The following is a 13,804-nucleotide window of genomic DNA, read 5'->3' as shown; positions in this document are numbered from 1 at the left end:
CCAACGTGATGTCTTGGAGCCCGCTCCCCGCTCAGCTCTTGTTGGCGTAACTGATGATTGCAAGAAAACGAGCCGGCAGCTCAATCAGCTCCTCCGGACCGTGGGGTGCATTTGGATCAAAGAACAGGCTATCGCCAGGCTTGAGCCGGTAAAGCTGATCACCATGCCGATACCCGACCTGCCCTTCCAACATATGGATGAACTCGATTCCAACGTGCTGAAATAGAGGGAAGACGTCGGCTTCTTCCGACAGAGTGATCAAGTAGGGTTCAACTGAAATCTCTCCCCGCACACCATGACCAAGCAACTGGTACTGATGCCCGGCCCGGCTGCCGCGGCGCTCAATGGTTAGCCCCTTCCCTGAAGGAACAAAGCTCGCAGATCTGTGCTCCTCAAACTGACGGAACAAAGATGTGACCGGCACATTGAGGGCAACTGCCAGACTCTGAAGCGTGCTCAACGAGGGCGAAGTCTGCCCGTTTTCGATCTTCGAAATCATCGCCAATGACACACCCGACACACTGGAAAGCTCGGCGACTGTCAGATCATTGGACTTGCGAAATTCCCGCAGTTGGCGGCCAAGCGCCTGCTCGAGCACCATCGTGCGCTTTTCTTCCGTAAGTTCGTGCGGGTCCTGCATCTACGCCTCGTATAAATCTGCCCTGTATAAGCTGGCCAGCCAAAGCTGACCCGTCGCCATTCCGATACTTCCAACCGGCTTCGAATCCAATAACTATCGAATCAGCGTTGTCGCGGTCCCCGCATTCCTCAAATTGAGCAAGATGTAAAGTGACCGAAGGGAAGTGCTCCTAAATCCGCTCGAGCGGCAAAACCATTCTAGAACGAACGAATTTTTCCCAGCAATAACAATATTTGAACACTGTTAAAGCTAAGCTGCTGGCTAGTTTGGCGCCTCGGCTTCGCTTTGTGTGATGGCGTTGAACTCGAATCGCGGTGTGAAGCTTGCTGGCGCCAAGGATCCTGTGGCGCTGACCTCATTGATATTGTCCCCATTAATCAATGCGGTTTGCGGTCCTGCATGCCGGATTTCCAGCTTACCCTCAAGGGCACGGACCGCCTGTTCGATGGCCAATCGCCCCTGAACGACAGGAAAATCCGTTGGCGCGGTCAAGATGCGGCCGCGCTTGATCCCCCGAAAGACCGCGTGTGTGAGATAGTCGGAAATCACCTTGATCCGGCCCGACAGCTCCCGGGCGCGAAGAATCGAGACCGCCGCCTCTGCGGTCAGGGCGTTACCTACGATATAATCGATCTCGGGGTGTTCATCGAGGGCTTCTTCCACCAAACCGACCTGTATTTCCTTTCCAGTATCTCCCCATTTTGTCACAACAATTTCTGCCGAGCTCTCGCGCAGTGCATTGCGAAAGCCTTGTTCGACAAATCCCACCCAACCGGCGCCCTTGGGACCGGGAAACCAGGCAATTTTGACTGGTTCGGTGCCTTTTGGATGGGCCTTGGCAAGATATGCACCGGCCGCGTGGCCCATCGAAATCCAGGACACGCCTGACTTCGCCGTGATGCCTTCGTCAGCAATATCGTTGACCGCAGCAATGACGGGCATGCGCCGCGATATTTCCTGCATCAGGGGCGTGAGGCCCCGATAAGAGACGGTCCCGACCACAAGCGCATCAGCGTTTCTCTCGACGCATTCGCGGATTTGCGCAATCTGCCGTTCCAGGTTCGGATAACCGCCGGCCTCAACCAGATGGAAAGAAACGCCCAGACGCTGCGCCTCCTGCACCATGCCGTAGTTGACGCTGAGCCAATAGGAATCCTTCAAATGAGGATAGGCAACACAAATTCGCCAAGGACGACTGGCACGCTGCAGCGGCTCATACTCGACGATTTTCGACGGACTTCGGTAGTCGAAGGCCTTTTCCCAAACTTCCAATCGCCAGGTTTTAATTCCGTCTGCGCGAACCTCAAACGCAAAGAAACCGGTCAATACAACCAGAAAAACTCCTGTAAAAAGCCTTAAAAACTGCCGTTTCAACATAAACCAAGCCTGCATCAGATACCTTCGTGGACAGGATATCCATAATGCTGACCGCTTCACATTTATTATTTGCGCGCCGATGTTTTTATTTACCGGCCATGGCATTCAGGGTTTTACTTGAGATATGTGGAGGAAGGCAGGATTAGGCAGCCGTTTGTTGCTGGCGTTCTTGGCAATCGCCGGACTGCCATCGCTGGCCGGGCTGCTCGGTTGGGTCGAGTTGCGCGATGTCGCACAAACGCAGTCGATCATCGTCGAACGGACGATTCCGGCCGTTGCAGAGGTGCGTGCGATCGCCGAGGAAAGTGCGCGCATTGTCTCTCTTGCTCCCGAACTCGCTGAGGTTTCAACCCAGGCCGGGCGCCAAGCGCGTGCCGCCTACCTGATGGGTCAAGTAGCCGCGCTTCGCCAGCGTCTGAGTAACTTTGCAACCCTGGCTCCGGACACCGACGCCGTGACTGCGCTCAGAGCGACCGTCGAGCGGATCAGCGACGACATCGTCAATCTGAACCGCATGGCACAACGCCGCCTGTTCCTGCGTAGCTTGTTCGACGGACGCCTCGACGAAGGCATCGCCGCGGCGGAAGAACTCGTCCAGTTAACCAACACGCTCGTTGCCAACGCGCACATGGGCACGACTGCAACTATCTCGAACCTTTACGAAATCGACGAGCAAAACGCCGCGCGTGAGGAGCGCTTCCGGACATTCGATAAACTGCTCGAGGTTGATCTCTTCCAACTTGAGCGGATGTACGAGCTGCGGTCCCGATCGGCCGGCATTGGGTTGCTGATGAACCAGCTCAAGACTGCAAAAGCAGCGACGGCGATATCCAGTATCAACGAAGAATTCCACCGCCACTTCGCCATAGTTGAGCGGCGGGTGGGCGCGATCCTTGACCCTGTTCGCGCAGCACAGGCCCATGCTCTGGTAGAGAAGCTGAGACACTTGAAAGGCGGCGGGCCACTAAACGAGAGCGTCTTCGAGCTCCGTCAGCAGGCCGTCGAAACGGAGGACGATATTCAACGGCTGCAAGATCACGGCCGCGCCACTTCGGCCCAGCTCGGGCGCAAGGCTCAGGATCTTGTCGACCAGTCCGAGGCGGTGGCACGCGCTGCAGGTCTTGAGGCAGAACAGGCAGTCAGCAGCGGCCTGATCCGTTTGATGCTGGTCACTCTGACGGCGCTGGCAGTGTCCGGCGGCATTCTGTGGTTTTACGTGCGCGGCAACGTCATTCGCAGACTGGACCGCCTTGCTCACTCTATGGTCGCGCTGGCGCACGGCGACCACAACATCTCCATCTCAGTCGAAGGCGCCGACGAGATTGCCCGCATGGAGCATTCGACCGAGTTCTTTCGCGAAGAGGCAATCCGCAAAAGCAAGCTGGAAGCCGAGCGCGTCCAGACTGAACGGGAACTTCGGCAACATAGGAACGAGCTTCAAAGCCTCGTCGAGCAACGGACCGTGGAGCTCCAGGACGAAGCGACGGCCCATGCTGTTGCCCGTCGCAAGGCGGAACAGGCCGATCGCGCGAAATCCGAATTCCTGGCCATGATGAGCCATGAAATCCGCACCCCCATGAACGGCATCCTAGGAATGTTGCGTATTCTGTCGGAAACCGGGATGCGTGACGATCAGACCCGGCACGTCAGTACGGCGCTGGCGTCGGGCGAAAGCCTTCTTACCATATTGAACGACATCCTGGACTATTCGAAGCTCGAACATGGCCACATGGAAGTCGAATGCGTCGATTTCGATCCCAGGGCACTGACCACCCAAATCGCCGATCTTTTCCGCCCCCGGGCAACCGAACGCAACGTTCGCTTGATCATGGACTATCCGGATGATCTGCCGGGCGCTCTTTGTGGCGACCCTGCAAAACTGCGGCAAATCCTGTTCAACCTGGTATCCAACGCCTTGAAGTTCACGACTGATGGCGAGGTCGTTTTGCGCGTCCGCAAGCTCGCTCAAAACAGCGACGAGATCACTGTCATGTTCGAGGTCAGCGATACCGGCACCGGCATTCCGCCCGATGCACAGGAAAAAATCTTCGATGCCTTCGTCCAGGTCGACGCATCCATTGCGCGGCGCTATGGGGGGAGTGGCCTGGGCCTGGCCATTTCGAAACGCTTTGCCGAAGCCTTGTCTGCCGACCTTTCCGTTGAGAGCACGCCGGGTGTCGGAACGGTCTTCTCTCTCAGGGTGAAGCTCGACATCGGCGACATTACTCTGATTGATCCTCCGTTCAGCGGTAACACCGCTTTTGAGCAGCTCGCGCCCTTGCGCGTTCTGGTGGTTGAAGACAACGATGTCAATCAGCTGGTCGCTCACAGTTATCTGGCCCGTATGGGTCATGATGCGGTTTGCGTACCGGATGGTTTCGCTGCTCTCGCAGCTGCACAGAACAGCCAATACGATGTTATTCTGATGGACATAAACCTGCCGCATCTGGACGGAGTCGAAGCAACCCGACGCATCCGCCGGCTGAGTAATAAGCGCTTCGCCGAAGTCCCCATAATCGCTATGTCCGCGCAGGTTGCCAGCGAAGATATTGAAGACTATCTGGATGCGGGCATGGATTGCTTTCTTGCCAAACCCGTATCGCCTGAACGTCTGGTGGCAGCGCTTACGGAAGCCATGTCGGGGGCAAAACGCGGCGTCTTCCTTTCACCGCGTTTCCTGTCCACATCGGAACCAATCCAAGACAGTCTACCCCCTGCTCCAGACATTCTGCGTGAAACGCTGATTCACGATCGAGATGTTATCGGCCGGTCGCGAACGGAGGAGATCGTTAACCTTTTCGCGGACAACTGTGCGGAAAATGTCGGGGCTATCGAATCGGCTCTCGAGGCGGGCGAGTTCGATAATGCGGCCGCTATCGCACATCGGCTAAAGAGCTCCACGGCGAACTTCAGACTGGACGAGCTGTCGGAGCTTTTGGAAAAACTGGAGAGCGAACTGCGCATTGGAAACACAGAACAAGCGCACCGGTTGACGGAGAACCTAAAGAGCGAATCCCTGTGCGCGACCCGCCAGATTTTGAACCTTTGGTCGGAGTTAAACCAACCGCAATCCGATGAGCAGCCGGTAGCCGTCGCTATCCCGTCTTAGAGCTCAATCGTTCTTGGCTGGAACAGTTAAACGCGACAACACAATACCTAATATTCTCCGATGCAATGATTTTAGAAAGCCACTGGCTCTCGGTTATTGCACCGTCTTTCTTGGTCTGATCGTCAATCGCTCAGCCGCCAGTTGACTACACCAAAGCAAGTGGGCATTGGGATCAGTCAGAGCCCGAAGACCTTTAGCCCGGAAGCGCAGTTGTACGCGTCGAAATGCCGAACCGTTGTCGCCCAGGTTATGGACAGAAAAAAACGCCGGCAAATGCCGGCGCTTTCAGTCTGTTAGCTGCGTCGTCGATTTCAGAGAGAGAGGCCGTTACTGACTGAGAAAATCAATAACGCAGATCGCCCTCTCTCCTAATTGTTTAGAGACTAATTCACGTTTCATTTTGTGCCAAAATGGAACGATCAACCTCTAATATCGATCGACGCCGTGCTCAATGTTCTCTTTTCTGTGGTTGTGCTGCTTCTCGTACTCGATCTCTTTGTTCTCATTCTTGAGCTGCACGATGTGCCACACGATCCAAAGTGCAACCGCGATGATCACCATCAAAACCTCAGAACCCTGGAACGGGTAGATCGCGCCAACATCCTTGAGATCAACGGCCCAGCTATCTAATCCATTTGTAGACATGGTTTCCTCCTTTTATGCCTTCTTAGGCCATCGACTTTTCGGCCGCCTGAACATCTGCAATCGCATTCTCGTAGGCTTCTTCTGTGCTGAAATCCAGACCGAGCAGTTCGACCTCTTCAGGCACACGCAACATACCCATAGCAGCCATGATCTTCGAGACGATGAAGGCCGGTAGGAATCCGAGGACACCAAACATGATGATGGCGCCGGCGAGTTGTCCCCAAGGGCTGATTGTCGCGTAACCTTCGAACGGCGACGCAGGCGCGCCCCAAAGCAGGAAACCGCAGATGACCAAGCCGATAAAACCGGCATAACCGTGCACGGCTACTGCACCAACCGCATCATCGATCTTGAACTTACGTTCCACGATGAAATGCAGCTTGTAAACACACCAGGTGCCGATACCGCCAACGATCATGGCCTGGATGGGATGGTAGAGATCGTTACCCGCCGAAGCTGTGATAACCCCTGCCAAACCGCCTGAATAGGTCCAGAAGGCATCGCCTTTGGACACCACATAGGCCATCAGCAGGCCACCGGATAGCGACATCAGGAAGTTGAAGGTAATCGCACCCAACGTGGTTGGTGCAAGATAGATGTTGGTTGCCGTCCAGACCTCGCCGGTGATTTGACCGCCGATGAGTTCCGGACTGATGATCGGCACGTTGCAGGCGGCATAAAAGCCCCAAAACCCCGTGTAGATCATGAAGAGACCGATGGTCACCATCCAGACGTTGTGCGGCGGGATATCCCTCGGCGTTCCGTCTGCAGCAAATTTACCCAGACGTGGTCCGAGAACCACCAGAACGCCAAGAGCATAACCACCTGCGATCGCGTGGATAACCCCAGACGCATAGGCATCGTGGTAGCCAAGCAGTTTGACCATCCAGCCGTCGTAATGCCAGCCCCAAGCCGCATCTATAATCCAGAAAACAGAGCCAATCAAAACGGCATGTATCCAGAAGGCGCCGGATCGGATCCGCTCAATCACAGCCCCCGATACGATCGATGCAGCAGTCCAGGAGAACAGCAGGAAGGCTGCCCAGAACACACCCGTGATACGATCACCGAGGTTGGTACTCATGGTCTCCGACCAAGGCAGATTGGCCTCACCGGCATCCCAATTTATACCCAAGCCTTCATAAATGAAGGGCCCATTGGGGAACGCCCAATAGATCCACCATCCGAAGAAGAAGAACGTGATGGTGACCAGCGGGATCAGCATCGTGTTCTTCATCAAGGTATGAAGATGATTGCGGCGCCGGCTGGCGCCGACTTCGTACATACAGAACCCGACGTGAATCAGGAACATGAAAACCACCGTCACCCAGTAATAGAACTCGGTGAACACGGTGGTTAGTGCATTGAGATTACCGTCCATAGACCTCCCCCTTTTTTGATTTTGGTCGAGGTCTGAGTACCAAGCATCAGTTCACGGACTAAGGCTCTCACCTGAATGAACTGAGTCGGCCGACAGCTAGACGCATGAACCGTCTGGGTCGAGACCTCATATTCCTGCTGTCATCGCGCCGTGTTAACTGGAGAGCGACTTCACATCGCACGACGTGCGATCTCATAGCAGGGCGAATAAATCGGTTGGCTTGCTCCCCCGGTTATCCGATCACTTGTCTTTTCGACAATCCAATTTTGCGTCAAATATGAATGTGATGCAAATATTTTTCCTCTCAGAGGAAATCTCATCCCCACGAGAATGCTCACAAACACACTATTCCCGCCACGTTTGCTCCCAAAAGCGGAAAAAAGCGTAGCGAGGCCAAACCGGCAATGGATTCGGAATACCATAGTAATCGAAATCCATTTAGAAGACCAAATATAAACCGATTAAATCCAAATCGATACCATTAAGTGATGGTTGTTGGCCAAGATGGTGTTAAATTGGCGAAGAGCAGGTTAGGATTTTCCTTCCTGCAACAGGCCACCTCAGGCCGCAGGGACAAGCAAGATGATTACAAGTGAGGTAGTTCCGGTGACGCAAAGTGTGCAGCTCAATGGTCAGGCCGAAAGTAAGCTCAAACATCACTTTCTCGGCTGGCAGTGTCGGCTGCGTCAGATTGCCATGCGCAAAGACGGCGGCCGCCCTTCAAGCGGAATGCGCCCCCGGCTTCTTTCAGAGCAGGGCCATGAACTGGTCGCCGGTCTTTCCATTGTAATCGTTCCGGAGGACTCCCAAGAAAGTACGGAGTTCTTCCGCTTCCAGGTGCAAAAGACTCACGATCCGCGTCAAGTATACGAAAAGGGGCTGACATATCTTCAGTCGACTCACTTTCAGAAGGCCAAATCCTTCAGTGACCGAATGACTGCGCTGTTCAGTCGAGGCGCGGAACTTCCCATGGCCTTACTTGATTCCGGGCAATGTATCCTGGAGTTCGCACAGTTCAGTCAAAGCTATCGGCTGGTCTGTTCAGTATCGGAGCTCAGCAGCGATCACGATCATGCTCAAGCGACGATATGGCATAATCGTCTGTTCAACCCAAATCTGCCCGCAGACGTCCAGGTCATTGCTTTTCAGCCCGATTGGGAAGCGTCGGACGCCGATCCTTCACCCTGACGACCCAGGATAGGCCATCTCAAGTTCGGCACCCAATCCACTAAAGAAGCAAAAAAATCGACCGGCGAATCATGCGCGCCGGTCGATTTTTGTTTCATAGAGCAAGGCGGGAGGTTCAAACCGAACCTCCCTAACAAGCAATCAGAATTTCCGGTAAGCCTTATTAAGCTGAACCATCGGATGCTTTGGCGACATCTGAAACTTGATCAGAAGCTCGCGCGCCATCATGTCCCGGTCCTGCTGATTGTCCGGCAATTCCACATCCGTGGGAATGCCGACCCAGCCGTTGATGTTCCGGTCGAAGACGGCGGGTCGGCCGTCTTCGTATCCCATGTGAATATCTTCGAGCCAATTCAGGTCATCCCAGCCCATGAACTCTAAATAGTTCTTAAGGAAAGGGGTAAGTCGCTCGTAGTCCGGCAACAGGTTCACGTCGTAACGGTAACCGATATGCTGCCCGATCGTCTTTTCACGTTCGCTGTCCAGGCCGTCGCCTTTGATAAACTTATCGACGTCGTTGTCGTTTGCCATGGGTCTTTCTCCCTGGAGTCTCTGGTCTGACCGTTCCGGGTCAGATGTGGTGGTAGTCGGCGACACCGACCGTAAACTCGGTTCCAGCGAGGGGAACCTGGGCAATTGCCGAAGCTTCCATGGTCAAGGCCGCAAGGTCTTCGGGCTCAAGGCTGTGGATATTGGTCTTGCCGCAGGCCCGTGCCATCATCTGTGCTTCGATGGTCAAGGTGTGGAGGAAGTTATAGACCCGCTCCGCAGCCGCATCCGGATCCAGCCGCTTGCGCAGTTCCGGATCCTGTGTTGCCACGCCTACCGGACAACGGCCGGTATGGCAGTGATAACAGTAACCGGCCTCGACACCCATTTCGTTCGGGAAATCCGCTTCGGGGATATCTTTGTTGCAATTGAGCGCCATCATTGAAGAGTGACCGATGGCAATCGCATCGGCACCCAATGCAATGGCCTTGGCGATATCACCACCGTTACGGATACCACCGGCGTAGATCAGCGAGATTTCACCGCGCTTGCCGAGGTCGTCAATGGCACGACGTGCCTGACGGATCGCCGCCATGCCTGGCACACCGGTTTCTTCCGTGGCCAGATGTGGTCCCGCGCCGGTGCTGCCTTCCATGCCATCGATATAGATGCTGTCCGGATCACATTTCACCGCCATCCGCACGTCGTCATAGACACGGGCGGCGCCAAGCTTCAGCTGGATTGGGATTTCCCAGTTCGTGGCTTCACGAATCTCTTCAATCTTGAGCGCCAGATCGTCTGGACCGAGCCAATCCGGATGCCGGGCCGGCGAACGCTGATCGATACCCGCAGGCAAAGACCGCATTTCGGCAACCTGATCCGTCACCTTCTGGCCCATAAGATGACCACCCAGGCCGACTTTACAGCCCTGACCGATGAAGAACTCGCAGCCATCCGCCAAACGCAGATGATGCGGGTTGAAGCCATAGCGAGACTGAATGTTCTGATAAAACCACTTCGCGGAATAACGCCGCTCATCGGGAATCATCCCGCCTTCACCGGAGCATGTCGCCGAACCGGCCATAGTCGCCCCGCGTGCCAGTGCCATCTTGGCTTCGTAGCTAAGCGCGCCGAAACTCATACCGGTAATATAGACTGGGATATCCAGAACCATCGGCCGTTTGGCGCGCGGTCCGATCACGGTCTTGGTCTCGCACTTCTCGCGGTAACCCTCGATCACAAAGCGGGTCAAGGTTCCAGGCATGAAGGTCAGGTCATCCCAATGCGGGATCTTCTTGAATAGCGAAAAGCCACGCATGCGGTAGCGGCCGAGTTCGGCCTTCACATGAATATCGTTGATGACTTCCGGCGTGAAGATCTGGCTCTGTCCGAGCCGGTATTTCTTTTCTTCGGCAACCCGCGCCTCGCCGCTTTCTTTGGTGTGTTTTCCAGTCATGTCATAACCCTTGATCGGTTGTTCGCTCCTACGGCTGTCTTCGCAATGCGAATGAACACGCCGACGGAAACTTCAGCCCCTGCCCGTTCCTGACAGTCGTATGCTGCGCCTGTCGGGAAGGGCGCGAAGACGCAGATCACAAGATCAGCTTCTTCTCCGTTGGCTCCAGGTTGTCGTAGTTCCACAGCTGCTTGCCGGCGACGATCTTGGTGAAATGATCGACTCCCTTTTCAGGCAGAATCTCATACATCTTGAGCTTGCGTGTCAGCCACTGCTTGTCGAGATCGGTCAACTCGCCCGGCACGGCATCGACACCAAGATCGGCGATTTTTCCACCGATATAAATCGTGCCGTCATACATGGAGTCTCCGAGGTTCTTACCGGCGTTGCCGCAAACGACCATTCGGCCACGCTGCATCATGAAGCCCGAAAAGGCCCCCGTGTCGCCACCGACGATGATGTTTCCGCCCTTCATGTCGATGCCAGTGCGCGAACCGACCGACCCCTTGCAAACCAGGTCACCACCACGAAGTGCTGCACCGAAGGTAGAGCCGGCGTTCTTTTCGATCACCACCGACCCGGCCATCATGTTCTCGGCACAAGACCAGCCAACGCGGCCGCTGATCCGGATGTTCGGCCCATCGACCAAACCACAGCCGAAGTAACCAAGGCTGCCCTCGATGATCAGGTTCAGCTTGTTCAGAATACCAACGCCGATCGAATGCTTGGCGCCGGGATTCTTCAGCACGATGGTGCCATTCCCTTCCTTCATGAGTTCCCGGATGCCGGCATTGACTTCCTTGGGTCCCATGTTCGAGGCATCGAGCTCAGCGCGTTTGTTGAAATCGACCTCGAAGGAATCGGGATAGGCGAAGCCACCTTCTTCATCCAGATTAAAAAAGACCTGCTGTGTTCGTCCCGACAGCTGTTCGGTATGCATCCCCATTTCATGGGATGCATCGTCCTGCTGAGCGCTTACCTGTGCCATACCCGCACCTCCTCGTCATAGGGATCCCAGGTGTCGATTTCCTGGGGAATAATGGACCGGATCGCGACCTCTTCGGAGGCCAGAGCAACCAGGCTATCTGATTCGAACAGGACCATCGGTTTGGCTGCCATGGTGTCCTTAGCCATCCCCAGTGAATCCTCAGTGGCCACCAGATAGGTGAAGACGCCGTCGATTTCCTCGATCGACTGCTTCAGCGAGTCTTCAAGCGTCGCGCCCTTTTCGAGGTTATTTGCGGTATAGACAGCCAGGAGCTCGGAGTCACAGTTCGACACGAAGCGCTGTCCTTGTCGCTCCAACTGCCGGCGCATGATCCAATAGTTGGTGATCTGTCCATTATGGACGACGGCGATGTCGTTATAGGGGTAAGCCCAATAAGGGTGAGCCGAACGGATATCCACGTCGGATTCCGTCGCCATCCGGGTGTGGCCGATGCCGTGAGTGCCCTTAAACCCGCCAAGCGCATATTGGTCGGATACAACGGTCGCATCACCCAGATCTTTGATCAGTTCCAGGCCGTTGCCGATCGAAAGAATCTCAGCCCCCTCAACATCCTCGACAAAGTCCGAGAGCTTCTTAAGATCGCCGGCGAATTTAATCTTGTAGCGATACGCGTACTCGGTAGCGTCTTCCGCCAGGGAAACATCAACACCCAGCGACTTCAGGCGATCGTCCACCTCGGCCCTGCGTTGCTTGATTTGATCATGAATCTTAAAGCCCGAAGCCAGATCCTCTTGCTCCGCCACCTTAAAGCGCAGCACATATTCACCGTCCGCGGCATCGCCGTATATCGCGAAGCCGGTCGAATCCGGTCCGCGATGCTTGAGGGCCTGAAGCATCGATGTCATTTCCTGACCGATGCCGGAGGCGCCATCGCGGTGGATGAGCCCTGCTATTCCACACATTGCCTTCGTCTCTCCTCAACTGAAGTGTTTAAGGGCGCAGGGGAGCGTCTCGCCAAGGCAAAACGGCCCTGCAATGCATTTTTCTCGTCCGAAGCCGTACCGGAGATTCTGCCCCGATACAGGCGCCTTACGGCAGACAATCGATGTAGGTTTCCATATCCCAATCGGTCGTGGTGTGCAGGAAACGCTCCCATTCGTCGCGCTTGTACTCATCAAACAACCGGTACATTTCTCCTGGCATCGCCGACTGGATCACCTCGTCCTCGCCAAGTGCCGTCAGAGCATCACCCAAGGTCATTGGTAGCCTTCTGACTTCCTTGCCTGCTTCCATAGCCTGATAAATGTTGCGGCTTTCGGGTTCACCCGGATCGATATTGTTCTTGATGCCGTCGTCCGCAGCTTTGATGATTGCTCCGGCCATGAGATGAGGATTCACCATGGAATCCACTGCCCGGTACTCGAAGCGTCCCGGTGCGGAAATCCGCAGGCCCGTCGTGCGGTTCTGATAGCCCCAGTCCGCAAAAATCGGTGCCCAGAAGCCCGTGTCCCAAAGCCGTCGATAGGAGTTCACCGTAGAACAGCCGATCGCGGTCAGGGCCCCAAGGTGCTTGACGATACCGCCAACGACCTGCAAACCGACTTTACCGGGCATTTGCGGATCATCGGTATCGGGCATGAAGGTGTTTTCACCGCCTGAGCGATACATGAAATTCTCAGCCATACCAGGCAACTTTGCCGGATCATTGCCAAGCGATTTCACGCTATCTTCGCCACCGTTCCACAAAGAAATATTGTGGTGACACCCCGAAGCAGAGACGTTCATGAAGGGCTTCGACATGAAGCAGGCGATCAAATTGAATTCGCGGGCGACCTGCGCGCATATCTGGCGGTAGGTCGTCAAACGGTCCGCAGTCCGGAGCGCATCGTCGTAGGTGAAGTTGAGTTCGAGCTGACCCGGTGCGTCCTCGTGATCGCCCTGGATGATGTCGAGGCCCATCTTGCGCGAATATTCGATTACCTTCATGTAAACCGGTCGAAGGCTCTCAAACTGATCAATGTGATAGCAATAGGGGTTCGAGAAACCGCCGTTCGGTTTACCGTCCTCGCCCTTCTTCAACCACATCATCTCAGGCTCGGTGCCATGACGCAGATGAAGTCCGCCGTGGTCCTGCTTGAACTGATCATGAATACGCCGCAGATTACCGCGACAGTCCGATGTCAGGAAGCTGCCGGCATCTTCGCGTTCCTCGCGATTGCGGAACAGAGTGCACCAGATCCGCGCGACCCGTGTGTCCCAGGCCAGCTGCATGAAAGTTTCCGGCTCCGGAATTCCGACAAGCTCCATCGACTCGGGCCCGTAACCCATGTACTCGCCGTGCCTGTTGAGGAAGAGATTGACCGTCGCACCATAGACAAGCTGAAAACCCTTCTCGGCAACCGACTCCCAATGGTCGGCTGGAATCCCCTTACCGCAGATCCGGCCCGTTATCGAAACGAACTGGAGATAGAGGTACTCAATACCCAACTCGTCGATTTTCTCGCGAACCTGCTTGACGAGATCGCTACGTCCCGGCTGTTCGACAAAGCCTTCAAGATCCGTTGCCATGA

General features: G+C 55.3%; 11 protein-coding genes. 2 read left to right on the top strand and 9 right to left on the bottom strand.

All coding sequences use genetic code 11. The features are described 5' to 3' along the window. Positions 1-31 precede the first annotated feature (31 nt). Both QMZ18_RS11185 and torT read right to left on the bottom strand, forming a co-directional pair. A complete protein-coding gene (locus QMZ18_RS11185) occupies positions 32-640 on the bottom strand; it encodes an XRE family transcriptional regulator (RefSeq protein WP_282606380.1) in 609 nt (202 codons plus the stop codon). A 261-nt stretch (positions 641-901) separates the two neighbouring features. Continuing rightward, complete coding sequence (torT, locus tag QMZ18_RS11180) at positions 902-1,966, bottom strand: TMAO reductase system periplasmic protein TorT (RefSeq protein WP_282606379.1); 1,065 nt, start codon at positions 1,964-1,966, stop codon at positions 902-904. A 175-nt stretch (positions 1,967-2,141) separates the two neighbouring features. Between torT and torS the strand changes: the two genes are divergently transcribed. Continuing rightward, on the top strand, positions 2,142-5,126 hold the full coding sequence (torS, locus tag QMZ18_RS11175) for a TMAO reductase system sensor histidine kinase/response regulator TorS (protein WP_282606378.1): 2,985 nt from the start codon (positions 2,142-2,144) through the stop codon (positions 5,124-5,126). Between the two features lie 426 nt (positions 5,127-5,552). On the opposite strand, the gene QMZ18_RS11170 is transcribed toward torS, so the two are convergent. Then, a complete protein-coding gene (locus tag QMZ18_RS11170) occupies positions 5,553-5,771 on the bottom strand; it encodes a hypothetical protein (RefSeq protein ID WP_282606377.1) in 219 nt (72 codons plus the stop codon). A gap of 22 nt (positions 5,772-5,793) precedes the next feature. Then, on the bottom strand, positions 5,794-7,152 hold the full coding sequence (locus QMZ18_RS11165) for an ammonium transporter (RefSeq protein ID WP_282606376.1): 1,359 nt from the start codon (positions 7,150-7,152) through the stop codon (positions 5,794-5,796). Positions 7,153-7,734: 582 nt separating this feature from the next. Here QMZ18_RS11165 and QMZ18_RS11160 point away from each other — a divergent pair. Continuing rightward, the gene (locus tag QMZ18_RS11160) at positions 7,735-8,340 is read left to right on the top strand and encodes a hypothetical protein (RefSeq protein ID WP_282606375.1); all 606 of its coding nucleotides are present in this window, start codon (positions 7,735-7,737) and stop codon (positions 8,338-8,340) included. A 141-nt stretch (positions 8,341-8,481) separates the two neighbouring features. Here the strand turns inward: QMZ18_RS11160 and QMZ18_RS11155 are convergent, their stop codons facing one another. From QMZ18_RS11155 to QMZ18_RS11135, 5 genes are all read right to left on the bottom strand, one after another. Further along, positions 8,482-8,871, bottom strand: a complete 390-nt coding sequence (locus tag QMZ18_RS11155; protein ID WP_282606374.1) for a hypothetical protein — start codon at positions 8,869-8,871, stop codon at positions 8,482-8,484. Between the two features lie 40 nt (positions 8,872-8,911). Further along, the gene (locus QMZ18_RS11150) at positions 8,912-10,285 is read right to left on the bottom strand and encodes an FMN-binding glutamate synthase family protein (RefSeq protein WP_282606373.1); all 1,374 of its coding nucleotides are present in this window, start codon (positions 10,283-10,285) and stop codon (positions 8,912-8,914) included. 136 nt (positions 10,286-10,421) lie between these two features. After that, a complete protein-coding gene (locus QMZ18_RS11145; protein ID WP_282606372.1) occupies positions 10,422-11,273 on the bottom strand; it encodes a GXGXG motif-containing protein in 852 nt (283 codons plus the stop codon). Continuing rightward, positions 11,261-12,196 (bottom strand): glutamine amidotransferase, encoded by a 936-nt coding sequence (locus QMZ18_RS11140; RefSeq protein ID WP_282606371.1) that lies wholly within the window; start codon positions 12,194-12,196, stop codon positions 11,261-11,263. Before QMZ18_RS11140 ends, QMZ18_RS11145 begins: the two co-directional genes overlap by 13 nt. A 127-nt stretch (positions 12,197-12,323) precedes the next feature. Further along, positions 12,324-13,802, bottom strand: coding sequence for a glutamine synthetase family protein (locus tag QMZ18_RS11135; RefSeq protein WP_282606370.1), 1,479 nt, complete (start codon positions 13,800-13,802; stop codon positions 12,324-12,326). Between the last annotated feature and the right edge of the window lie 2 nt (positions 13,803-13,804).

This window comes from Pelagibius sp. Alg239-R121 (genome assembly GCF_947331435.1).
Classification (GTDB): Bacteria; Pseudomonadota; Alphaproteobacteria; order Kiloniellales; family Kiloniellaceae; genus Denitrobaculum.
The sequence above is the reverse complement of the archived record's forward strand: the minus strand, read 5'-3'. Positions and strand labels throughout refer to the sequence as shown.

Coding starts and splice junctions, on each gene's coding strand:
- QMZ18_RS11185 (WP_282606380.1), bottom strand. CDS start 640: ATGCAGGACCCGCACGAACTTACGGAAGAAAAGCGCACGATGGTGCTC.
- torS (WP_282606378.1), top strand. CDS start 2,142: ATGTGGAGGAAGGCAGGATTAGGCAGCCGTTTGTTGCTGGCGTTCTTG.
- QMZ18_RS11170 (WP_282606377.1), bottom strand. CDS start 5,771: ATGTCTACAAATGGATTAGATAGCTGGGCCGTTGATCTCAAGGATGTT.
- QMZ18_RS11165 (WP_282606376.1), bottom strand. CDS start 7,152: ATGGACGGTAATCTCAATGCACTAACCACCGTGTTCACCGAGTTCTAT.
- QMZ18_RS11160 (WP_282606375.1), top strand. CDS start 7,735: ATGATTACAAGTGAGGTAGTTCCGGTGACGCAAAGTGTGCAGCTCAAT.
- QMZ18_RS11155 (WP_282606374.1), bottom strand. CDS start 8,871: ATGGCAAACGACAACGACGTCGATAAGTTTATCAAAGGCGACGGCCTG.
- QMZ18_RS11150 (WP_282606373.1), bottom strand. CDS start 10,285: ATGACTGGAAAACACACCAAAGAAAGCGGCGAGGCGCGGGTTGCCGAA.
- QMZ18_RS11145 (WP_282606372.1), bottom strand. CDS start 11,273: ATGGCACAGGTAAGCGCTCAGCAGGACGATGCATCCCATGAAATGGGG.
- QMZ18_RS11140 (WP_282606371.1), bottom strand. CDS start 12,196: ATGTGTGGAATAGCAGGGCTCATCCACCGCGATGGCGCCTCCGGCATC.
- QMZ18_RS11135 (WP_282606370.1), bottom strand. CDS start 13,802: ATGGCAACGGATCTTGAAGGCTTTGTCGAACAGCCGGGACGTAGCGAT.